17 protein-coding genes are annotated in these 22,049 nt (G+C 69.6%); 12 read left to right on the top strand and 5 right to left on the bottom strand.

Features of this window, described 5'->3' with window-relative positions; translation table 11 throughout:
- Nucleotides 1–94: 94 nt before the first annotated feature.
- Nucleotides 95–1,255 carry an ROK family protein gene (locus D6T64_RS08485; protein ID WP_119974191.1) on the bottom strand — a complete coding sequence of 387 codons (1,161 nt, stop codon included), beginning with the start codon at nt 1,253–1,255 and terminating at the stop codon, nt 95–97.
- A gap of 52 nt (nt 1,256–1,307) precedes the next feature.
- On the opposite strand from D6T64_RS08485, the gene D6T64_RS08490 reads away from it, so the two are divergent.
- A complete protein-coding gene (locus D6T64_RS08490; RefSeq protein ID WP_119974193.1) occupies nt 1,308–3,425 on the top strand; it encodes a transketolase family protein in 2,118 nt (705 codons plus the stop codon).
- Nucleotides 3,426–3,678: 253 nt separating this feature from the next.
- A complete protein-coding gene (locus D6T64_RS08495; protein WP_119974196.1) occupies nt 3,679–4,548 on the top strand; it encodes an alanyl-tRNA editing protein in 870 nt (289 codons plus the stop codon).
- A 193-nt stretch (nt 4,549–4,741) separates the two neighbouring features.
- On the opposite strand, the gene D6T64_RS08500 is transcribed toward D6T64_RS08495, so the two are convergent.
- Nucleotides 4,742–5,104, bottom strand: coding sequence for a TFIIB-type zinc ribbon-containing protein (locus tag D6T64_RS08500; protein ID WP_119974198.1), 363 nt, complete (start codon nt 5,102–5,104; stop codon nt 4,742–4,744).
- A gap of 193 nt (nt 5,105–5,297) precedes the next feature.
- Between D6T64_RS08500 and alr the strand changes: the two genes are divergently transcribed.
- From alr to D6T64_RS08540, 8 genes are all read left to right on the top strand, one after another.
- Nucleotides 5,298–6,443: an alanine racemase gene (gene alr / locus D6T64_RS08505; RefSeq protein ID WP_233550958.1), complete on the top strand. Its 1,146-nt coding sequence runs from the start codon at nt 5,298–5,300 to the stop codon at nt 6,441–6,443.
- Between the two features lie 206 nt (nt 6,444–6,649).
- Nucleotides 6,650–7,657 (top strand): LacI family DNA-binding transcriptional regulator, encoded by a 1,008-nt coding sequence (locus tag D6T64_RS08510; protein ID WP_119974202.1) that lies wholly within the window; start codon nt 6,650–6,652, stop codon nt 7,655–7,657.
- Nucleotides 7,658–7,894: 237 nt separating this feature from the next.
- Nucleotides 7,895–8,932 (top strand): Gfo/Idh/MocA family protein, encoded by a 1,038-nt coding sequence (locus tag D6T64_RS08515; RefSeq protein WP_119974204.1) that lies wholly within the window; start codon nt 7,895–7,897, stop codon nt 8,930–8,932.
- Between the two features lie 55 nt (nt 8,933–8,987).
- Nucleotides 8,988–10,013 (top strand): Gfo/Idh/MocA family protein, encoded by a 1,026-nt coding sequence (locus D6T64_RS08520; RefSeq protein WP_119974207.1) that lies wholly within the window; start codon nt 8,988–8,990, stop codon nt 10,011–10,013.
- Entirely contained in the window at nt 10,010–10,945 is a 936-nt protein-coding gene (locus D6T64_RS08525) for a TIM barrel protein (protein WP_119974209.1), read from the top strand. Before D6T64_RS08520 ends, D6T64_RS08525 begins: the two co-directional genes overlap by 4 nt.
- A gap of 61 nt (nt 10,946–11,006) precedes the next feature.
- Nucleotides 11,007–12,005, top strand: a complete 999-nt coding sequence (locus tag D6T64_RS08530; RefSeq protein ID WP_119974275.1) for a sugar ABC transporter substrate-binding protein — start codon at nt 11,007–11,009, stop codon at nt 12,003–12,005.
- Entirely contained in the window at nt 12,002–13,066 is a 1,065-nt protein-coding gene (locus D6T64_RS08535; protein ID WP_119974211.1) for an ABC transporter permease, read from the top strand. The genes D6T64_RS08530 and D6T64_RS08535 overlap by 4 nt, the downstream gene beginning before the upstream one ends.
- Nucleotides 13,063–13,875 (top strand): ATP-binding cassette domain-containing protein, encoded by an 813-nt coding sequence (locus D6T64_RS08540; RefSeq protein ID WP_119974213.1) that lies wholly within the window; start codon nt 13,063–13,065, stop codon nt 13,873–13,875. The genes D6T64_RS08535 and D6T64_RS08540 overlap by 4 nt, the downstream gene beginning before the upstream one ends.
- Nucleotides 13,876–13,901: 26 nt before the next feature.
- Here D6T64_RS08540 and D6T64_RS08545 read toward each other — a convergent pair whose 3' ends face one another.
- Nucleotides 13,902–15,845, bottom strand: coding sequence for a tetratricopeptide repeat-containing diguanylate cyclase (locus D6T64_RS08545; protein WP_119974215.1), 1,944 nt, complete (start codon nt 15,843–15,845; stop codon nt 13,902–13,904).
- A gap of 147 nt (nt 15,846–15,992) precedes the next feature.
- A complete protein-coding gene (locus D6T64_RS08550) occupies nt 15,993–17,201 on the bottom strand; it encodes a PucR family transcriptional regulator (protein WP_119974217.1) in 1,209 nt (402 codons plus the stop codon).
- 316 nt (nt 17,202–17,517) lie between these two features.
- Between D6T64_RS08550 and ald the strand changes: the two genes are divergently transcribed.
- Nucleotides 17,518–18,657: an alanine dehydrogenase gene (ald, locus tag D6T64_RS08555; protein ID WP_119974277.1), complete on the top strand. Its 1,140-nt coding sequence runs from the start codon at nt 17,518–17,520 to the stop codon at nt 18,655–18,657.
- 127 nt (nt 18,658–18,784) lie between these two features.
- Complete coding sequence (gene cycA / locus D6T64_RS08560; protein WP_119974220.1) at nt 18,785–20,296, top strand: D-serine/D-alanine/glycine transporter; 1,512 nt, start codon at nt 18,785–18,787, stop codon at nt 20,294–20,296.
- Nucleotides 20,297–20,310: 14 nt separating this feature from the next.
- On the opposite strand, the gene D6T64_RS08565 is transcribed toward cycA, so the two are convergent.
- Nucleotides 20,311–21,975 carry a plasmid pRiA4b ORF-3 family protein gene (locus D6T64_RS08565; RefSeq protein WP_119974222.1) on the bottom strand — a complete coding sequence of 555 codons (1,665 nt, stop codon included), beginning with the start codon at nt 21,973–21,975 and terminating at the stop codon, nt 20,311–20,313.
- Nucleotides 21,976–22,049: the final 74 nt, after the last annotated feature.

Genomic DNA, 22,049 nt, shown 5'->3' on the forward strand with positions numbered 1-22,049 from the left:
GGGCTGTGATCCGAGCCTAATGCGGCGCCGCGACTTTTGTCTACAAGTGATCCGAAGTCAGGACTTTTGGCCCTGCCCCGGATCGCCGTCGGCGTCAGCTGCGGGTGAGATGGCTGATGCGGTCGGCGTCGAAGAGGGCGTCCTGGGCGATGAGTGAGGCGCCGAGCACGCCTGCCTTGTTGCCCAGCCGGCTGGGTTCCACGGTGAGGCCGGTGCCGGAAAAGGCGCGCACCCTGGCCAGCAGGGCCTCGCGCAGCGACGAGAGGTAGGGGTCGCCGGCCTCGGCGAGCTGGCCGCCGATCACGATCAGGGCGGGGTTCAGCAGCCCGGCAACGTCGACGAGGGCGTGCCCGATTTCCGCACCGGCCGCGGACAGCAGACGCACGGCATCCGGCGACCCCATACGGCTGAGCGCGACGATATCGCCGGTCGTGCGGATGCGGTAGCCGAGGGCGTTGAGCTCCCGGCGGATAGCGTAGCCGCTCGCGACGGCCTCGAGGCAGCCGCGCTGACCGCAACTGCAGAGTTCGGTGCCGTGGCGAAAGCTGTGCGAGAAGTCGCCGGCCCCGCCGCGGGACCCGCGGTAGACCCGGCCGTCGAGCACGAGCGCGCAGCCGATGCCGAGCCCCACCTTGAGTACGGTGAGGTCTCGGTGCTCGGGCCAGCCGAGCCGCGATTCGGCGACCGCCATGACGTTCACGTCCCGGTCGACGGCGAAGATCGCGCTGTAGTCCTGCGGAAAATGGTCCTTGACCAGCACGTCGTTCCACTGGGCGTCGATCTGGGGGGCGGCGAGCCGGCCGGTGGCGGCATCCACCGGCCCGGGTACCCCGACGCCGATTCCGCGCACGTCGGCCCGGGACTTGCCCAGCCCGCGCAGCAGGTAGTCGAAGACCTGGTTCGCCCAGGTGAAGACGGTGTCCGGACCCTCCCAGAGGCCGATCTCGGCCTGGTCCTCGATGAGGATCGTGGAGACGAGGTCGGTGATCGCGACGCGGGTGTGCGATCCGCCGATGTCGACGCTGAGTAGCAGCCCGGCGTCTTTATTGAGGGCGAAGCTCTCGGCGGGTCGGCCGCCGCGGGAGTCGCTCTGGCCCGCCACGACGATGATGCCGGCATGGAGCAGTTCGTCGAGGCGGCGGGCGAGCGTGATGCGCGACCAGCCGAGCTCGTCGATCAGGGCCGGGCGGGTCGCGATGCCCGCGCGAATGAGGTCGAGAACGACCCCCGAGCCGGTCGACATCGCATGCGCCACACGGTCCTCCTCGTGATTGACTTAAGTATATTTATATACCAATGTGTGCAGTATGACTTTGAAAAATAGTCTTGTCACCATCGATGCCGCTGTTGATCCGCCCGCCGACGGGCCCGCGGAGGCTGCGGCCGTCGCCGCCGCGATCGCGATCCCCGCCCACATTGTGCAGGCCAAGGGGCACGGCCACGGCGGCACGGCCATGGCGCTCGCCCCACTCTGCCACGTGCTCTTCTCCCGGGTGCTGCGACACAGCCCGCACAACCCGCACTGGGTCGCCCGGGACCGCCTCGTGCTCAGCGCCGGGCACGCGAGCCTGATGCTGTACGTGCAACTTTTCCTCACCGGCTACGGCCTGACCCTGGAGGACATCGCGGCCAGCCGCACCCTGGGTTCGCGCACTCCCGGGCACCCGGAACACGGCCTCACGCTGGGCGTCGAGATGAGCACCGGCCCGCTCGGGCAGGGTGTGGCATCCGCTGTCGGAATGGCCATCGCCGCCCGCAAGGAAGCCGCCGCCTTCACCCCAGGGTCGGCGCTGCTCGACCACACGATCTGGGCGATCGCCGGCGACGGATGCCTGCAGGAGGGCGTCTCGGCCGAGGCCTCGAGCCTCGCGGGCACCCTCGGCCTCGACAATCTCGTGGTGCTCTGGGACGACAACGGCGTCACCATCGACGGCCCGACGACGGATGCCTTCGCCGAAGACGTGCGCGCCCGGTACCGGGCCTATGGCTGGCGCGTGCTCGAGGTCGTCGACGCCACCGACCTGACCGAGATCGAGCGGATGCTGCGCCGCGCCGCCGAGCGCTGCGGTCGCCCCACGCTGGTGGCGGTGAAGACCACGATCGGGGCGCCCTCGACGGTTTTCGGCGGCCGGCCAGCGGCCCACGCGGGCGGTTTCGGCGCCGAAGAGGTGGCCGCCGTGAAGCGAACCCTGGGCTTCGCCGCCGATGCGACCCTGCAACAGCTCGTCACCCCCGGGGCGCTCGCATTCTGTCGACGGGCCGTGCAGCGCGGGCTCGACCTCGAGGCCGCGTGGAACGGGTCGTTCGCGGCCTGGGCCGGGGCCAACCCCGACTCCGCCGCCGCGTGGCTGGAATTTCGCTCGGGCACGAACCAGCAGGCCGTGGCGGACGCGCTCGACCGGGTCGCGGCCGGCATCACCGAACCCGGCTCCCCGGTCGCCACCCGCAAGACCAACGGCGCGATCATCCAGGCACTCTCGGGAGTGATGGCCCTCTGGGGCGGATCGGCCGACCTGAGCGGGTCGACGAACGTGTCCCTACCGGGTGCCGCCGTGTCGGCCGAGAATCCCGGTGGTGCGTTCATCCACTTCGGCATTCGTGAGCACGCCATGGCCGCGATCCTCAGCGGCATCGCCCTGCACGGACCCTGGCGTCCGTTCGCCTCGACCTACCTCGTGTTCAGCGACTACCTGCGCCCGGCGCTGCGGCTCGCAGCCCTGATGCGGCTGCCGGTCATCTACGTCTTCACCCACGATTCGGTCGCCGTGGGCGAGGACGGCCCCACCCACCAGCCGGTCGAGCAGATCGCGTCGCTGCGCACGGTTCCGGGGCTCTCCGTCGTGCGGCCGGCGGATGCCACCGAAACCGTCGCCGCCTGGCGTCGCCTGGTCGCCCGGCCGGAGGGGTCGACCGCGCTCATCCTGTCGCGGCAGGACGTGCCCGTGTTGGAGCGGGTGGTGGCCGGCGACGCACGTGACGGCGTGACGGCGCAGGGCACGGCCGACGCCACGACAGGTGTCGCGGCCGGCGGCTACGTCATCTGGCAGAGCGGCACCGGCCTCGACCTGGCCCTGATCGCGACCGGCAGCGAGGTGGCGCTCGCGATCGCCGCGGCCCGGCGTCTCAGCGAAGAAGATGGCCTGGCCGTGCGGGTCGTCTCGATGCCGTGCGTCGAGTGGTTTGCCGCCGCCGCCGAGCCGTATCGCCACACGGTATTGCCGCCGTCGTTGACCGCGCGCGTGGCGGTGGAAGCCGGCCGCACTGACGGCTGGTGGCGCTGGGTCGGATTCGCCGGCGAGGTGGTGGGAATCGACGAGTTCGGCGAGTCCGGAAGCGGCCCGCAGGTCATGGCACTGCGCGGCGTGACCGAAGAGCACGTGGTCGCCGCGGCGCGACGGGTGGTTGCGCGGGCTGCCGTGGCATAACTCCTGCAGATCGTCGGCGGCGGCAGAAAGGTTCCGCGTCGTTATGGGCTTCTGCCGCTCGGGCCGAACGATTCTGCAGGAGTTATGCCGCCACCGCGCGCGGAACGCACTTTCAGTCGCCCTGACATAGCATCGAAGGGGCTGCCGCCACTGTGACGGTTGCTCCGCTCGGCCCAATCAGCCCTACCCCGTCAGCTCCACCCCCTCTGCTCCCACCCCTCTGCTCCCTCGTCGCCGGAAAGGCCCGCCCCACATGACCTATCCCGTTGCCGATACCCGCGTGACCTATGCGGCGGGGGCGGCGGAGGCATCCGCGCTCGTGCTGCACGTGGAGGACCTCAGCGACGGCCGCCGCGCGGTTCTGCTCGATACGACGTGCGCGCACCCCGTGGATGCCGGCTGGCCCGACCAGGGTGCCGACCAGGCCGTGCTGCGCACCGAAACCGGCGACATCGCCCTGCTCGACTGCATCGTGGGCGCCACCGACGGCATCGGCTTGCACCTCGGGCGCGAGATTCCGGTACCCAAGGGCGCCGCGGGCTGGGCCTTCGTCGCGGCCCATATTGTCGCGGCCGGTGCCCCGATCGCCGAGGGTGACGCGGTGCGGGTCGTGGTCGACCCGGGCGTGCGCGCCCGCACCTCCGCGGGGCACACCGCCTGCCATCTTGCGTCGCTCGCCCTGAATCTGGCCGTCGAAGACCGCTGGAAGAAGCAGCCGCGGCCCGACGCCCTCGGCCGCCCCGACTTCGACGGCACGGCGATCGACGTGTCCCTGATCGGAGAGAACACCTCGACCGACGCCTACCGACTCGGCAAATCCCTGCGCAAGAAGGGCTTCGTGACCGAGGGGCTCGACGAGGCACTCCCGCTGCTGGCCGAGACGATCAACACGACGCTCGCCGACTGGGTGGCGACGGATGCCGCGGTGCGCATCGACCGCGACGGTGACGCTCTCACCGACCGTCGCTACTGGGTCTGTGAGCTCCCCGGAACCTCGGCGCGCATCCCGTGTGGCGGCACCCACGTGTCGCGGCTGGGCGAACTCGGCCGGGTTCGGGTCACGCTCGAGTTGCACGACGTGGACGGCACGAGCGTGCTCACGATGGTCACAACGGTCGGCTGAGCGGCATCCGATACACGGTGCCGCGCCGGCGCAGACCCGCCGCGGGGATCATCCCGCGTGACCCCTGCGGCGTCGCGGCGGCACAACTCCTGCAGATCGTGGGCAGCGCCTGGGAAGCACCGCGAGATGACGGGCCTCCGTCGTCGGCGCAGCGCGATCTGCAGGAGTTATGCCGCGGGGCCAGCGAGCTCCCTTAGCCGAAGAGCTCGCCGAGCCAATTCTCCTTCTTCTTGGGCCGGTAGCCATCGCGACCGTCACGGTCGCGGTCGCGGTCCCCGTAGCCGCGGTCACGGTCACGGTCGCCGTAGCCCCGGTCACGGTCGCGGTCGCCGTATTGCGGCGCGCGGGCATCCGGGTACTGCGGCTGCGGCGCGGCCGGGGCCACCGGCGCGACCGGCGCGGGAGCCGCGGCGGCGAACTCCTTCTCGGCGCGATCGATGATCTTGTCGAGCTCTCCTCGGTCGAGCCAAACTCCCCGGCACTGCGGGCAGTAGTCGATTTCCACGCCAGCGCGCTCGCTCATGACGAGAGTGGCTCCGTCGGTGGGGCATTTCATGGGCGTCCTCCAGAACGTCGGTGAAGTTCGATCGTAGACACCAGGCCGGGGTTGAAGCTGTGAACGTGACCGGGGAGAGTGCTGAGGCGCTGAGGTGCGGAGAACGCACCTTCGTTTGCGACACGGAGGTGCTTTTTCCGTACCTCACCTTCCGAAGCCGGATGCTCGCGCGGCCGGGTCTAGGGTGACAAGGGTGAATGCACCCGAGCGCGCCGCCCTCATCGACCTCGACGCGATCCGCCACAACGTGCGCCGGCTGGCCGAGATCGCCGCCCCCGCCGCCGTGATGGCCGTCGTGAAAGCGGATGCCTACGGCCACGGCGCCCTGCCCGTCGCCCGCGCCGCGCTCGACGCCGGCGCAACCTGGCTCGGGGTCGCCCACATCAGTGAGGCACTCCCCCTGCGCGCCGCCGGGCTCACCGCTCCCCTGCTGGCCTGGCTGCACACCGTCGACAGCGACTTTGCCGCGGCGATCGCCGCCGACGTCGACCTCGGCTGCTCGGGGTGGGAGCTGCCGCAGATCGTGGCGGCGGCCGGGCTGCTCGGCCGGAGCGCACGCATCCATCTGAAAATCGACACCGGGCTGGGGCGCAACGGCTGTACGATCGCCGAACTGCCCGCGCTGCTGGCCGACGTCGCCCGGCACCAGGCGGCCGGCCAGATCGAGGTGGTGGGCATCTTCAGCCACCTCGCCGTCGCCGACGAGCCCGAACGCCCCGAAACGGATGCCCAGCTCGCGCTTTTTCACGAGGCCGTGGACCTCGCCCACGCGGCCGGGGTGCATCCGTCGATCCGGCACCTGGCGAACAGCCCGGCCACGCTCACGCGCCCCGACATCCACCTCGACCTGGTGCGCACCGGGCTCGCGCTCTACGGGCTGTCACCGCTGGCCGGCCGCACCCCGGCGAGCCTCGGGCTGCGGCCGGCGATGACTCTCGTCACCCAGATCGCGCACTGTAAAGAGGTCCCCGCCGACCAGGGAGTGTCCTACGGGCTGAACTATCGCACCCCGGCCGCGACGACCCTCGCGCTCGTGCCGCTGGGCTACGCCGATGGGATTCCGCGCATCGCGACCGGCGGCCCGGTGCGGGTGAACGGGGTGACCTACCCGGTCGTCGGCCGCATCGCGATGGACCAGATGGTCATCGACCTCGGCGAGGCCGGACTCGTGACCGGCGGCCACAGCCTGCTCGGGGCCGAGGCCGTCTTGTTCGGCCCGGGCGACGACGGCGAAGCGAGCGTCGACGACTGGGCGGCGGCGGCCGGCACCATCAACTATGAGGTCGTGACGCGCATCAGCCCGCGGGTTCCGCGGGTCTATCGGGGCGCGACGTCCTGAACTGTCGATTCGTACCACCTGTGGGGCCGCGACCCCGCTATACGGGGTTTGCGCGCTCACAGCTGTCACTGATCGACACGTCGACGGCGCGAGGCGACGGATGCGCCGGGCCCGGGCCATCCGTCGGCCGCCGGTTCGCGCGCGCCCCTGCGCCCCGCGCCGCGTCACGCACCGAATGTTGGACCGGTCCTGCCTAGAGTAGGAGCATGACCAAGCGGGCGACCATTCGAGACGTAGCGGCCCTCGCCGGGGTGTCGAAATCCGTGGTCTCACTCGTGCTGCGCGGCACCGGTTACGTCAGCGCGGGCAAGCGCGACGCGGTCACCGCCGCCGTGCACCAGCTCGACTACCGCACCAACGCTGCGGCCCGCACGCTCACCGAAGCCCGCAGCTACACGGTCGGCGTGGTGCTGAACGACCTGCGCAACCCCTGGTTCGTCGACGCCGTCGACGGCCTCAACGCCGTGCTCAATCAGAACGGGCTGCAGATGCTGCTCGGCGACCACCGCCTCGACAGCCGCGGCGGCTCGTCACTGCTCGGCAAGCTGCTCGAGATGAACGTGGACGGCCTCGTTCTCGTGGGCACGCTGCCCCAGACGGAAGACCTGATCACCGCGGTCGGCCAGGTACCCACGGTGGTGCTCGGGGCTCCGGAAGCCCCGCATCCGTCGGCGGACGTTGTGACCGGCGACAACGAGGCCGGCGCGCAGCTGGCCGTGCAGCACCTCGTCGACCTCAGGCATCGCCGCATCGCGCACATCGGGGCCGGACCGTCGCCGGTGGGTCGAGCCCGCCGCGCCGGCTATGAACGCGCCATGCTCGCGCACGGCCTCGGCGAGTATGTGCTCACCGTCGACGGCGACTTCACCGAGGCCGGCGGCCACGCCGCCGGCCTCGCCCTGCTGGGCCTCGACCCCCGCCCCACCGCGATCTTCGCCGTCAACGACATGACCGCCTTCGGCCTGCTGTCGGCGGCGGATGCGCTGGGCCTCGCCGTTCCCGACGACCTCTCGATCGTGGGGTACGACAACACCCCCACCGCCCGCATGCAGCACATCAGCCTCACCAGCATCGACAACGCCGACGGACGCAGCGGCCGACGGGCCGGGGAACTGCTCGTGGCGCGGCTGGCCAATCCGGGCCTGGCACGGTCGATCACTCTGCACGAACCCACCCTCGCCGCCCGTGGCAGCAGCCGCCCGCCGCGGCCCTGACCCGGCCCGCTCCGCGAGCTCCGGCCTCACGGCCTCCCGGCCTCCCGGCCTCCCGGCCTCGCGCTCTCGCGCACGAGTGTGTGCATTTGTCAGAACAAACCTTGACGGGTACGCGGTGAGCCGCTAACCTGATCACAGATGTTGGACCGGTCCAATACTGTCTGATCCACGCGGTCGCGAGCAGGCCGAGACCGGCTCCGCCAACTCCGCCCACCTCCACTGACGCAGGGAACGCTCATGAAAAATGTACGACTCGGACTCATCGGCGTCGGCCGAATCGGCGTGATGCACGCCCGCAACATCACCGCGCTCGCCGCCCGGTCAGCGCCCGGCAGCACGGTCACCCTCGCCCTCACGGATGTCGCCGCCGAACACGCGCAGGCCGTCGCCGCCGACCTCGGCGCCGAGTACCTGCCGAGCGTCGACGCGCTCATCGCCTCGGGGATCGACGGACTCGTCATCGCCACCGGAACCGCACTGCACCCCGAACACATCCGTGCCGGGGTCGATGCCGGCATCCCGGTGTTCTGCGAGAAGCCCGTCGCCGTGAACGTCGCCGAATCAGTGCCGGTTCTGGACTACATCCGCGAGCACCACGGCGTCGTGCAGATCGGCCACCAGCGCCGCTTCGACGCCGGCTACCTCGAGGCCCGGCGAGCGTTCCAGGCCGGCGAACTCGGCTGGATCCACAGCCTGCGCGCGGTCACCTGCGACATGACCCCGCCGCCGGTGGAGTTTCTCGCCGGGTCCGGCGGGCTGTTTCGCGATTGCTCGGTGCACGACTTCGACATTCTGCGCTGGGTCACCGGCCGCGAGATCGTCGAGGTCTACGCCCGCGGCAGCAACAACGGCGATCCCGCGATCGGCGCGGTCGGCGACGTCGACACGGCCGTGGCCCTCGTCACCTTCGACAACGGCATGATCGGTACCGTCAGCGCCAGCCGCTACAACGGCGGCGGCCACGACGTGCGCCTCGAACTTCAGGGCTCCGCGGGCACCCTGCTCGTGGGACTCGACGAGCAGAGCGCCCTCTGCTCGGCCGAGACGGGCATCCGCTTTCCGACCGGTACGCCCCATCTCACCTTCGCGGAACGTTTCGACCAGGCCTACCGCAGCGAGATGGCCGCCTTCGTCGAACTCGTGCGCGGTGAGCGCAGCAACCCCTGCACCCCCGACGACGCCGTCGCGGCCAGCCGGGTAGCGGATGCCGCACAGGAGTCCCTCGAGACCGGCCTGCCCGTGCGTGTCGCCGGCGCCCCCGCCCTCGTGGGCTGACCCCTTCTTCTGCTCGTTCACCATCCGTGTTCCCATTCACCGTGGAGGTACCCCCGTGCGTTTCGTAGTTCTCGGCGCAGGCCGAATCGGCCTGGCCCATGTCAACACCCTGATGCACCAGGACGGAGTCGACGACCTGTTCATCGCCGACCTCGACCCGGCCCGCGCCGAGGCGGCCGCGGCATCCGTTCCCGGAGCGTCGTTCGGTTCGATCGACTCGGCCTTCGCCTCGAACCCCGACGGCATCGTCATCGCCGCGCCCACCGCCGTGCACGCCGAACTCATCCTGCGGTCGGTGCGGGCCGGCATCCCCACGTTCTGCGAGAAGCCGCTCGCCGAATCGCTGAGCTCCACGCTCGCGGTGGTCGAAGAGGTCGAACGGCACGACGTTGCCGTTCAGATCGGCTTCCAACGCCGGTTCGACGCCGGCTACGCCGAGGCGCGCCGCGCCCTCGCCGCCGGGGAGATCGGCGAACTCCGCCGCATGCACCTGGTCACCTGCGACCCGACTCCACCGCCGGCGGAGTACGTGCCGGTCAGCGGCGGCCTCTATCGCGACTGCCACATTCACGACTTCGACATTCTGCGCTGGGTGACCGGCCGGGAGGTCGCGTCCGTCTTCGCGACCGGTCGCAACCGCGGAGCCGACTACTTCGCCGCCGCCGGCGACATCGACGAATCGGCGACCATCCTCACGCTCGATGACGGCACCCTCGTCACCCTGCAGGGCTCCCGTTACAACGGCGCCGGCTACGACGTGCGCATGGAACTGGCCGGCACCATCGGCAACCGCACGGTCGGCCTCGATGAGCGGATGCCGCTGACCAGCACCGAGCCGGGCATCACCTTTCCGACCGGGTCGCCCTGGCCCACCTTCCAGGACCGTTTCGCCGATGCCTATTCCGCGGAACTGGCCGCGTTCGTCGCCGTCGCCGCCGGAACGGCCAGCAGCCGGTGCACCCCGCGGGACGCCCTCGAAGCCCTCTACATCGCCGAAGCCGCTTCTCTCTCCCGCGTGCAGGGCCGCGTCGTGCGGCTCGACGAGGTGCAGGCATCCGCCCTGGTCGAGGCCCGCGCATGACCGCCGCAGCGCAGGCCGCCGCAGCGCACGAAACGGTCGCCCTGGCCGCCCGCATCGCCGTCGCGCCGATTTCGTGGGGGGTCTGCGAGGTTCCCGGCTGGGGCTGGCAGCTGAGCCCGGAGCGGGTTCTGGCGGACATGCGCGACCTCGGCGTGACCGCGACCGAGTTCGGGCCCGAGGGTTTTCTCCCGAACGACCCGGCCGAGAAAGCCAGCACCCTGGGTGCCTTCGGCCTCGACGCGGTCGGCGGATTCGTGCCGATCGTGCTGCACGACGCCGACGTCGACCCGGTTCCCCTGATCGCGGCCGAATTGGAAGGGTTTCTCGCCGCCGGCGCGACCCGCCTGGTGCTCTCGGCCGACACCGGGCAGCTCGGCTACGACTCGCGCCCCACCCTGACCGAGACGCAGTGGCAGACCCTGCTCGGCAACCTCGACCGCATCGCCCAGCACGCGGCCGGGCGCGGAATCGTCGCCTCGCTGCACCCGCACGTGGGCACGCTGGTCGAATCCACCGCGGACGTCGCCCAGGTGCTGACCGGGTCGAGCATCGGCCTGTGCCTCGACACCGGCCATCTGCTGATCGGCGGCACGGACCCGGTCGACATCGCCGTGCAGCACGCCGACCGCATCTCCCACGTGCACCTCAAAGACGTGCGGATGGGCCTGGCCGAGGGCGTTCAGCGCGGCGAACTCAGCTACACGGATGCCGTGCGCCGCGGCATGTACGTGCCGCTCGGCGAGGGGGACATCGACATCGCGACCATCGTCACGAGCCTCGAAGCCACCGGCTACACCGGCTACTACGTGCTCGAACAGGACACCATCCTGACCGGGGAGCCCACTGCCACCGATGCCCCCCACCTCGCTGTGCGCCGCAGCATCGACTTCATCCTCGGCCTCCCCACAGCCCCGACGGCCCCGACCGACTAACCGCCACCACCGACTCACCCCGCTACAACCACAGCACCTGAATCCAATGGAGGATCAACTGATGCGTCACACCACCCGTCCCACGCCCGCCACCAGCCGCACGGGCTGGCTGGCCCTGCTGCTGGCCGTACCGCTGGTCCTGACCGGATGCTCCGGCACCGGCCAGGAATCCACGACCGACACCACCACGTCGACGGATGCCGCCACCGGCACGATCGCGGTCGTCACCCACAGCACCCCCGGCGATAATTTCTGGGACGTCGTCAAGAGCGGCGCCGAACAGGCCGGCGCCGACCTCGGCATGAACGTCACGTACCAGGGCGACGGTGACCCGGTGAAACAAAGCCAGCTCATCGACGCGGCCATCGCCACCGATCCCGACGGCCTGATCGTGTCGATGGCCAACCCCGACGGCGTGCGCAGCGCCGTTGAGAAGGCCGTCGCCGCCGGCATCCCGGTGATCACCATCAACGCCGGGCTCGACCAGTCCGCCGAGTTCGGCGCCGAGACCCACGTCGGCCAGAGCGAGTTCATCGCCGGCCAGGGCGCCGGGGAGCAACTGGCCGACGCCGGTGCCAGCAACGTCATCTGCGTCATCCACGAAGCCGGCAACGTGTCGCTCGAAGAGCGCTGCGCGGGAGCTGCCGATACGCTGGGCACGGTCACGAACCTGCAGGTGGACGTCGCCAACATCGCCGACGCGAAGAACACCATCAGCAGCATGCTGCTCTCCGACCCCTCCATCGATGGGGTGCTCACGCTGAACCCCGGCATCGCCGTAGCCGCCGCGCAGGCCAACACCGAGGCCGGCGGCACCGCCCTGCTGGCCACCTTCGACGTCTCCGCCGACGTCACCGCCCTGATCGAAGACGGCTCGATCCTCTTCGCCGTCGACCAGCAGCCCTATTCCCAGGGCTACCTGCCCGTCGTCTTCCTCACCCTGCAGCTGCGCAACGGTGACGTCGTCGGTGGCGGCCAGCCGGTCTACTCCGGGCCCGGCTTCGTCACGAAGGACAACGCAGCGCAGGTCGCCGAGTTCGCCGTCAAGGGCACCCGATGACCCTCACCGCTCCCACCGCCACAGCGGCACCGGCAGCGCCCCCGGTCGACGAGCGCCTCACGCCCGCCGGCCCGATCGTGAAGCTGCTGCGACGACCCGAGATCGGCGCCCTCGTCGCCGCCCTGGCCATCTTCGCGTTCTTCTCCCTCACGACCGAGGTCTTCCTCTCCCCGGCTGGAGTGTCCACCTGGCTCTATTCGGCCAGCCTCTTCGGCATCATGGCCGTCGCGGTAGCGATGCTGATGATCGGCGGGGAATTCGACCTCTCCGCCGGCGCGATGACCGGCACCACCGGGCTCATCGTCGGCGTGATGACCACCCAGTGGGGCCTGAACGTCTGGATCGCGATGCTCATCGCCCTCGCCGTGGCCCTCACGGTCGGCGCGAGCAACGCGATCATCGTGATGAAGACCGGCCTGCCGAGCTTCATCGTGACCCTCGCCACGTTCTTCATCCTCCAGGGCGTGAACCTCGCCGTGACGAAGCTCATCACCGGTTCGGTGGTGATCCAGGGCATGGGCACGGTGCCCATGTTCGACCAGGTCAAGGTGTTCTTCGGCTCTTCCTTCACCCTGTTCGGGATGAGCCTCAAAATCGCCGTGATCTGGTGGATCCTCGCCATCATCGTGGCCACCTGGGTGCTCATCCGCACCCGCGCCGGAAACTGGATCTTCGCTGTCGGCGGTCAGCTGCAGAGCTCCCGCCAGGTCGGCATCCCGGTCATGAAGGTCAAGATCGGCCTGTTCATGACCACCGCCGGCGCCGGCTGGCTGGTCGGCATGCTGATGCTCTTCGACGTCTCCACCGTGCAGGCCACCACCGGCATCGGCCAGGAATTCATCTACATCATCTGCGCCGTCGTCGGCGGCTGCCTGCTCACCGGCGGCTACGGATCCGCGATCGGCGCCGCCCTCGGTGCCCTGATCTACGGCATGACCCTGCAGGGCATCGTCTTCGCCCAGTGGGACAACAACTGGCTCAAGGCCTTCCTCGGGGGCATGCTGCTGCTCGCCGTGCTCGTCAACCTCTACGTTCGCAAACGGGCAGGAGTCCGCTCATGAGCCACACCACCAGTTCCGCCTCCCCCACGTCGAGTGCACCTCCGATCCTGGAAGTGCGCGACATCGGCAAGAGTTACGGAGCCATCCGCGCCCTGCACACCGTGTCCGCCTCCGTCGGCGTCGGCGAGGTGCTCTGCGTGCTCGGCGACAACGGCGCCGGCAAGTCGACGTTCATCAAGATCCTCGCCGGGGCGCACGCCCACACCGAGGGTGAGCTGCTCTCCTACGGGCAGTCGCTCACCTTCACGAGTCCGCGACACGCGCTGGATCTCGGCATCGCCACGGTCTATCAGGACCTCGCGGTCGTGCCCCTGATGCCGGTGTGGCGCAACTTCTTTCTGGGCTCCGAGATCACGACGGGGTTCGGCCCGTTCAGATTTCTCGACGTGAAAGGTATGCGCGACATCACGAAGGCGGAGCTGGGCAAGATGGGCATCGACCTGCGCGACGTCGACCAGCCCATCGGCACCCTGTCCGGCGGTGAGCGGCAGTCGGTGGCCATCGCCCGCGCCGTGTATTTCGGCGCCAAGGTGGTCATTCTCGACGAACCCACTGCGGCGCTCGGCGTGAAGCAGTCCGGGGTCGTGCTCAAATACATCGCCCAGGCGAGGGACCGCGGCCTTGGGGTGGTGTTCATCACCCACAACCCGCACCACGCCTACCCGGTGGGCGACCGATTCCTGCTGCTCAAACGCGGCACCAGCATCGGCTCATTCGTGAAGAGCGAAATCAGCATCGAAGAGATGACCGGCTTGATGGCCGGCGGCGCCGAGCTCGCCTCGCTCGCCCACGAGCTGCAACGCCGCTAGTCCCGCGACCACCGCCGCCGGGGTTGCTAAACGGGCTGCGGCCCGCTGTCACGAACCGAATCGTCGGACGCGGCGACGGATGCGGCAGCCACGGCGGCCACGGCCGCCACGACAACGACGACCGCGGTGACGGCGGCCTCGGCGAGGGTGGCCTCGGCGAGGGTGGCCTCGGCGAGGGTGGCCTCGGCGCTCGTCGGATCGGTGCTCGTGGGATCGGCGCTGCTGGGGTCGGCGCTGGTGGCCTCGGCGCTGGTGGGGTCGGCGCTGCTGGGGTCGGGGCTGGCGGCGACCGAGACAGCGGTGCTGGGAGCCGCAAAGACCTGGTCGCGGCCGCCATGTTTAGCCTCGTAGAGGGCGGCATCCGCTCGCGCCAGCCAGGCCGACACGGTCTCGTCGGGTTCCAGCGCGGCGACGCCCACGCTGACCGTGCACACCAGCCCCGGTGCGACGCTCGCCCAGGAGTGGGCGCGCACCAGGGCGAGGAGGCGCTCGCAGGCCAGCTGCGCGGCATCCAGCCCGGTATCGGAGAACACGAGCAGAAATTCCTCGCCGCCGACCCGCACGGCGAGGTCGGTGCCGCGAATGATGGTGCGCAGCATCTCGGCCATGATGGTGAGCACCTCGTCGCCCGCGCCGTGGCCGAAGCGGTCGTTCACCCGTTTGAAGTGGTCGAAATCGATCATCGCCGCGCAGAGCGGGCGCCCCTCGGTCTGGGCGAGTCCGACCATCCACGGCAGTTCCCGGTCGAGGGCCCGGCGATTCGCCAGGAGGGTCAGCGGATCGGTGTGGGCCTGACTATCGAGTTCCTCGGCGCGCACCCGGGCCATGCTGGCTTCCAGCTGCGAGCGTTGCAGCTCGTGGCGGGCGTGCTCCATTTCGATGGTGTTGATCAGCATCTGCGACTGCAGCCCGGCCGTCTGCACGGTCATTCGCAGCGTCACCTCGTGCAGCTGCTCGTGGTGTTCGAGCGCCCGATCGAACCGGCCGCCGGCCTTGTGCATCTCGAAGAGGGAGCGGTGCAGTTTGGCGAGCAGCTTGGGTTCTTCGGCGATATCGGGATCGGTGAGTTGGGCTTCCATCATCGCGGTCGCCTCGTTCACGTGGCCCGCAGCGCGCGCGAGTTCGGCGAACTGAGCGTCGATGTCGATCTCGAGGCTGCGATAGCCGTGCAGCCGGCTGAGGGCCTTGCCCTGTCGACCGTGCTCCTGGGCTTCCGCGTGCTGTCCGAGTCGAATCAGGATGTTCACGAGGTTCGTATGGGCAAGCGCCTCGTTGAAGGGGTTGCTCTGCATCTGCGCGAGCGTCGCGGCCTGGCGCATCAGCGTCAGGGCTTGGGTCAGCGGATGCGTCGCCTCCTCGCCCTGCGCCATCAGCGCCTGCGCCGACACCAGATAGGTGTCACCCAGATTGTTCAGGGCGACGAAATTGATCTCCGGATCGTGCAGCCCCTGCGCCACCACCAGCGCCTGGGTTCCGAGGTCTACGGCCCGCTCCACATCATCCATCGCCCCGTGCACGAGAGACGACCGGCTGAGGGCCCAGAACTCGGCGAGGGGACTGGCGCAGGCGCGCGCCGCGCTGAGCGCGCCGAGCACATGACGCAGGGCCGTCTCGTTGAGGGAGGTGTCGGTGAAAGCCAGCGCGAGGGTGCAGTGCACGTCGGACTGCGCGAGCCGATCGTCGTGCTCCGTGAAATATTCCAGAGCGAGCAGGCCGTGCCGCACGCAGGCCGGGTAGTCGCCGAGCCGCAAGCGGTGCAGGCTGAGCAGTGTGCGGGCCTGCGCTCGGTGCAGCGCCGTCGCGGTCGGCTCGGCCAGGGCCCGTTCGGCCTGTTCGGCACCCAGCCGATGCTGCCCGTTGCCGCGGGAGAGCCGGCTGCTGTCGAGCATCTCGTCGATGCCCACCGCCCGGTTCGGTGCCGTGTCGTCGCCGACCAGGCCCTTGCCGACACCAGCGTCCGGTTCGATCATGTGCAGCTCCCCCGGCTGATCGCGAGACGCCAGCTCAGCAGCCCTGAAAACATCTTAGGCACCGACGCGAACGAAAACAGGACCTGTGGCACTGTTTTTTGCAGCGCCACACACTGTCGTGCGCCACCACACAGCGGAGGTCGTGTTCTACAGCCGCGGCCGGCCGGCCCAGCGCTCGGCTTTGAGGGCGAGGTGCAGTTCGAGGCGCGCCTGGCCGCCGAGCGGGTCCACCCCGATCAGTGAACGGATGCGTCCCAACCGGTTGTAGATGCTGGTGCGATGCAGGTGCAGCTGCTCGGCGACATCCGCCACCGAACCGTCCTTGTCGTACAGCAGCTCCAGCACGGGCAGCAGTTCCCCGTTGCGGTCGAGCTCGCGCAGTTCGGAGTAGAGCGTGGACTCCCCCGGAGACACGTCGCGCCCGTCGACGGCCAGAAACTGGTAGACGCCGATGCCGCGGAACGAGACGAGCGCGCCGAGCTGGGCATCCACCCAGCCGGCCTGCACGGCGCTGCGCGCCTCGGCATAGGCGCCCGGAAGCCGGCGCAGGTCGGAGAACGGCTCGCTCAGGCCGAGCAGGGCGGGAGAAGCGGCCTGGCCGCCGCGCCGCGAGACCTCGAGCCCGAAACGGCGCAGGATCTCGGATTCGTCGACCCCGTCGATCGCGTCCTGCAGCAGCAGAACGGCGTGCGTCTCGGTGCCGGCGGAGAACAGCACGGCATTGATGCCGAGCGTCGCGTGCAGTGCGGACAACCGCTGCAGCAGGCTGCTCTCGGCGGGGTTACGGGTCGCGGTATCACCGCGTTCGAGCAGCGTCGCCAGCCGCCAGGGGCCGCGGCCGTGCACCCCGGGCCAGCCGCCGACGGCCACGACGGCATCACGGTCGCCGAAACACGCGGCGAGAAACTGCGTTTCGCGCACGCGCCGCCCGTCGGAGTCCGCGCTCGTACGGTTCAACAGCATCTCGGCGAGGGAGTCCATCTCGGGGCGCACGACCCGCAGCTCGGCCAGGATGGCGCCCGGCTCGAGCTCATCGTCGAGCTGCAACACCCAGAGGTACCCCACGCGAAATCCGCGGGCGAGCAGCGGCACGCAGACTCGGCCGAGCATACCGAGCCCGGCGTTGGCCGGAACCGGCACGGGCTTGACGGCGGTCGCGATGCCGTGGCTGAGCTGCCAGGTGCTGACATCCGGCGGAACCAGCTTGCTCAGCAGAAAATTCGTGCGCACCCGGTCGGCCGTGGCCTGGTGCGCGCTGTACGCCAGGAGTCCACCGTCGAGGTCTTCGAGGGAGAGGGCGCGGCCGAGGTGCGCGGCAATGATGGCGACCGCCTGGTCGATGTCGGCCGCTTTCATAGGCCAATCCTACGGAACGCTCGCCGGGCCACTTCAACGGAAGGCGACAATCGACGCACGTTGGCGCTACAGATGTCGAGTCGGCCGGGCGTCCACAATGAACGCCGCGACTCGGCCGAACACCGGCCAGCGCGGAAAAACCCCCGGGAAAGCGGCAATTCGGGGGCCCTCGTGTGGGCGGGGGATCGCCGGAAGCGAGTTATGACATCCGTCGCCGACGTGGTCAGGGCCCGGCTGCAGGAAAATCCCGGGCCTATCGTTTCAACGCCGACCAATGTCGATCGGCGCCGCGCCCACAACGAGCCAGGAGTTACCCATGATCATTGGTGTCCCCACCGAAGTTAAGAACAACGAGTTCCGCGTGGCCATCACCGCCGCCGGGGTACACGAAGCGAAGCTTCACGGCCACACCGTGCTCGTGCAGGCCGGAGCCGGAGTCGCCTCGGGCTTCAGCGATGCCGACTACACCGCAGCCGGCGCCGACATCATCGACACCGCCGCCGCGGTCTGGGCCGGCGCCGACATGGTGCTCAAGGTGAAAGAGCCGATCGAGACCGAGTACGTGTACTTTCGCCGGGGCCTGATCCTCTTCACCTACCTGCACCTCGCCGCCGAGCCCGAGCTCGCCACCGCGCTGCTCGAGTCGGGCGTCACCGCCATCGCCTACGAGACCGTGCAGAAGGCCGACCGTTCGCTGCCGCTGCTCGCCCCGATGAGCGAGGTCGCCGGCCGCCTGGCCGTTCAGGTCGGCGCCGCGTCGATGACCCGCCCGGGCGGCGGCCCCGGCATCCTGATGGGTGGCGTTCCCGGCGTGCGCGCCGCGAAGGTCACCGTGATCGGCGCCGGCGTCGCTGGCTCCAACGCCGCCGCGCTGGCCATCGGCATGGGCGCGGACGTCACCATCCTCGACATCAACATCGACCGCCTGCGCGAACTCGACGCCCAGTACGCCGGACGACTGAAGACCATTGCCAGCAACGCCTACGAGATCGACCGTGCCGTGATCGAGGCCGACCTCGTGGTCGGTTCCGTGCTGATCCCGGGCGCCAAGGCCCCCAAGCTCGTCACCAACGAGCTCGTCTCGCGCATGAAGCCGGGCAGCGTGCTCGTGGACATCGCCGTCGACCAGGGCGGCTGCTTCGAAGGCACCCATGCCACCACCCACGAAGACCCCACCTTCGCGGTGCACGGCTCGATCTTCTACTGCGTCGCCAACATGCCCGGCGCCGTTCCGCAGACCTCGACGCTCGCGCTGACCAACGTCACCCTGCCGTACGCGATCTCGATCGCCGACCGCGGCGTGCGCGCCGCATTCGAGCGCGACGCGGCCCTCGCCGGCGGCCTGAACATCGCCGCCGGCCAGATCGCGAACCGCTCGGTGAGCATCGCGCTCGACCTGCCGCTCGCGAGCTGGACCGACCTCGTCACCGACACCCCGGCGCTCGTCACCGCCTAACACCCCGCAGACGGATGCCGCGGGGCCGGCACACACCGGCCCCGCGGCCCTTCGACGACCCGATTTGCGCCCACCGGGCGCGGATCGAAATGATTGAGTCACCACAAACTTTGGGGGAAGAAGAGTTATGTCTAAAGTGACGTCGCCGGCCGGGCGACCCGGGGCATCCGTCGCCCGTTCGTCGGGCAGCATCCTGCCGAGCTCGGAGCAGCCGCACCTCGCCCGATCGCTGTCGAATCGGCACATCCAGCTGATCGCGATCGGCGGAGCCATTGGAACGGGCCTGTTCATGGGCTCGGGCAAGACCATCTCGCTCGCCGGGCCCTCGGTGATCTTCGTCTATATGATCATCGGCTTCATGCTCTTCTTCGTGATGCGCGCGATGGGCGAACTGCTGCTGAGCAACCTCGCGTACAAGTCGTTCAGCGACTTCGCCGGCGACCTGCTCGGCCCGTGGGCCGCGTTCTTCACCAGCTGGACCTACTGGCTGTGCTGGATCGTGACCGGCATCGCCGAACTGATCGCCATCGCGATCTACGTGGGCTATTGGTGGCCCGACCTGCCGCTGTGGATTCCGGCGCTGATCGCGATCGGAGTGCTGCTGCTGCTCAACCTGTCGACCGTGAAGGCCTTCGGCGAGACCGAGTTCTGGTTCGCCCTGATCAAGATCGTGGCGATCGTGGCGCTCATCGTGGTGGGCCTGGTCATGGTCGCCACCCGATTCGAGGCGCCGGGCGGCACCACCGCGAGCTTCAGCAACCTCTGGAACGACGGCGGCATGTTCCCGACCGGGCCGATGGGCTTCGTCGCGGGCTTCCAGATCGCCGTGTTCGCCTTTGTCGGCCTCGAACTCGTGGGCACGACCGCCGCGGAGGCCAAGGACCCCGAGAAGAACCTGCCCAAGGCGATCAACTCGATCCCTCTGCGCATCATGCTCTTCTACGTTCTCGCCCTGATCATGATCATGACCGTCACCCCGTGGCGCGAGGTCACGGCCGATGTCAGCCCCTTCGTGGCCATGTTCACGCTGGCCGGGCTCGGCATCGCCGCGTCTGTGATCAACTTCGTGGTGCTCACGAGCGCGGCATCGTCGGCGAACTCTGGCCTGTATTCCACGTCACGGATGCAGTACGGCCTGGCCGGCGAGGGTGACGCCCCGCGCCGCTTCGGCCGGCTGACCCGCCGCAAGGTGCCCGCGAACGCGCTGTTGTTCTCGTGCATGTTCCTGGCCACGAGTGCCCTGCTGCTCTACGCGAACAAGTCGATCATCGAGGTGTTCACGGTCGTGACCACGATGTCGGCGGTGCTGTTCATGTTCGTCTGGACGATCATCCTCACGAGCTACCTCGCCTATCGTCGCCGCCGCCCGCAGCTGCACGCCGCCTCGAAGTTCAGGATGCCCGGCGGCGTCTGGATGTGCTGGGTCGTGCTCGGGTTCTTCGGTTTTCTGATCTGGGCGCTCACCCAAAAGGCGGACACCCTCGAGGCCCTGCTGATGGTGCCGGTGTGGTTCGTCATTCTCGGGAGCGCGTGGGCGATCATCCGTCGTCGCCCGGAGCACCGAGCGCGCCAGTCGCTGCACGAGGCCGCGGTGCGCATCGACGCCGTGGCCGCAGCCGAGTGGGCCGCCACCCGCTGACCCGCTGGCCGGGGTTAGTCGCGCAGGGCGGCGCGGGCGAGCAGCACGGCGCCGGGCAGGCTCAGTTCGTCGGACTGGCCCCTGCCCGGCAGCAGCCTGCCCGTTCCGGCCCAGGACAGCACGTCGACGGTCTTCATCGCCTCGGCGTACGCCGAGTCGTTGCCGTAGCGGCCGCCGCCGCCGATCTCCCAGCCCAGGATCGAGCTGAACTTGTCGAGGTCGGCGCGCATCTTCACGAAACCCGTCGCTTCGCCCGCCCCGACGACCATGAGCACCAGGAACGCGATCTCGCGACCGACCGGTGTGCGCTCCAGCGGGAGCCTCGCCGCGATGGCCTGCCACATCTTCTCGGGCGACTCGCGCGCGGAGCGCCCCAGCTTCGTGGGCACGAGAACACCACGCAGCTTGCGCGCGAGGCCCAGGGCGACGACCGCTTCACGCAGATCGCCCAGGTGATACACGGCGGACTCCCGATTGGCCGGTCGAAGCCAGGAGCGGTCGGGGTCGAGCTCCTTCATCAGCGTGCGCACGCGGGCGGGCGGCAGGAAGCCGGCCGCGGTGAGCGTGATCCCGTCGCCCAGATGCATCAGATAGCGACGGATGACCATGGTCGCCGTCTCGACGGCGTCGTGCGGGAGCTCCGCCTGCGGCACCATGGCGGCGCCGACGTAACCGGCGAAGAAGCGCTGGGCTTGCACCCCGACGTGCGTGAACATGGCACGCAGGGCCTCCCGGGGGATGCCGGACTGCACCATGGCCGCGGCGAACCAGGGTTCGGTGGTCTCAGCGTGATCGAGACCAGCAGCGTCGGGACCGTCCCAGTGGTTCGCGCCGGCCGGCCCGAGGTCGAGCCAGTCGAGGCCGGCGTCGGCGAGGTCGAGGCGGGCGAGCCCCCGGTTGATGGCGCCGAGGTCGATCTCGTCGACGAAGCCGCGCAGGTTCAGGGCCCGGATCGTCGGCAACCACTGCTCACGGTCGGGGTGCCCCGAGTGGGCGGCGACCGTGAGCAGGTGGTCGTAGCTGAACATGCCGCCGACATCTTCGGGCGGGCCGTTGCGGGCGCCGTCGAGGCAGCGCACCGCGGCATCCGGTGAATCCGGCTCGACCAGATCGAGGGTCAGGGTGTGGTCCCAGCCGTCGCCGAAATCGTAGGTGTAGTGCAGCAGATCGCCGGGCTCGGCGAGAAATTGGTCGAGGCGCAGGTCGCTTTCCATCACACCGACGTCGCCCTCGGCGAGCGCGAACGGGGTCAGGATGCCCTCGGTCTCGTAGCCGAGGGGGTCGCCCGCGGTCGTGAACTGGTGCAGGTGGGTATCTTCCCAGCCGATGGCGACCTGGATCACCTCGTGCAGCCGGTCGAGGCGGATGTCGCTCGGCAGGCTCAGCGAACGCCAGATCGGCGGGGCCGAGTCGTTGAGCCGGACGCGCACGCACAACCGGCGCGGTTCGCTCGGCGGGGTCAGCAGGGGCAGCGGATTCTTCTCGCGCACGGCGAAAAAGGACGCGGGCTCGGTCGGCCCGGTTGGCGGCGTGGGAATCTGGTCGCCCGCGTTCTGCGCGTGCAGGCGTTCCTTGGCGGCGAACAGGTCGATCACGTTGTCGACGGGCGGAGGCGCGCCCTGCGGGTCAGGCCGGAGCGGCAGGTCCACTGGTGGCTTGGGCGTCCATTGCTCAGTCATCCCGAGCCAGTGTACGGGGCCCCTGTGTAGAGCGCTCCGGTGGGCGCGTGCCACCGAGCGCGGGCGGGCTTAGT

Source organism: Cryobacterium melibiosiphilum (assembly GCF_003602235.1).
GTDB classification, from domain to species: domain Bacteria; phylum Actinomycetota; class Actinomycetes; order Actinomycetales; family Microbacteriaceae; genus Cryobacterium; species Cryobacterium melibiosiphilum.

Excerpts from the sequence above, each read along its gene's own strand:
- D6T64_RS08510 (WP_119974202.1), top strand. The coding sequence starts at position 6,650 with ATGACCAAGCGGGCGACCATTCGAGACGTAGCGGCCCTCGCCGGGGTG.
- D6T64_RS08535 (WP_119974211.1), top strand. The coding sequence starts at position 12,002 with ATGACCCTCACCGCTCCCACCGCCACAGCGGCACCGGCAGCGCCCCCG.
- D6T64_RS08565 (WP_119974222.1), bottom strand. The coding sequence starts at position 21,975 with ATGACTGAGCAATGGACGCCCAAGCCACCAGTGGACCTGCCGCTCCGG.
- cycA (WP_119974220.1), top strand. The coding sequence starts at position 18,785 with ATGTCTAAAGTGACGTCGCCGGCCGGGCGACCCGGGGCATCCGTCGCC.
- D6T64_RS08500 (WP_119974198.1), bottom strand. The coding sequence starts at position 5,104 with ATGAAATGCCCCACCGACGGAGCCACTCTCGTCATGAGCGAGCGCGCT.
- D6T64_RS08525 (WP_119974209.1), top strand. The coding sequence starts at position 10,010 with ATGACCGCCGCAGCGCAGGCCGCCGCAGCGCACGAAACGGTCGCCCTG.
- D6T64_RS08495 (WP_119974196.1), top strand. The coding sequence starts at position 3,679 with ATGACCTATCCCGTTGCCGATACCCGCGTGACCTATGCGGCGGGGGCG.
- D6T64_RS08490 (WP_119974193.1), top strand. The coding sequence starts at position 1,308 with ATGACTTTGAAAAATAGTCTTGTCACCATCGATGCCGCTGTTGATCCG.
- ald (WP_119974277.1), top strand. The coding sequence starts at position 17,518 with ATGATCATTGGTGTCCCCACCGAAGTTAAGAACAACGAGTTCCGCGTG.
- D6T64_RS08550 (WP_119974217.1), bottom strand. The coding sequence starts at position 17,201 with ATGAAAGCGGCCGACATCGACCAGGCGGTCGCCATCATTGCCGCGCAC.
- D6T64_RS08545 (WP_119974215.1), bottom strand. The coding sequence starts at position 15,845 with ATGATCGAACCGGACGCTGGTGTCGGCAAGGGCCTGGTCGGCGACGAC.
- D6T64_RS08540 (WP_119974213.1), top strand. The coding sequence starts at position 13,063 with ATGAGCCACACCACCAGTTCCGCCTCCCCCACGTCGAGTGCACCTCCG.
- D6T64_RS08515 (WP_119974204.1), top strand. The coding sequence starts at position 7,895 with ATGAAAAATGTACGACTCGGACTCATCGGCGTCGGCCGAATCGGCGTG.
- D6T64_RS08530 (WP_119974275.1), top strand. The coding sequence starts at position 11,007 with ATGCGTCACACCACCCGTCCCACGCCCGCCACCAGCCGCACGGGCTGG.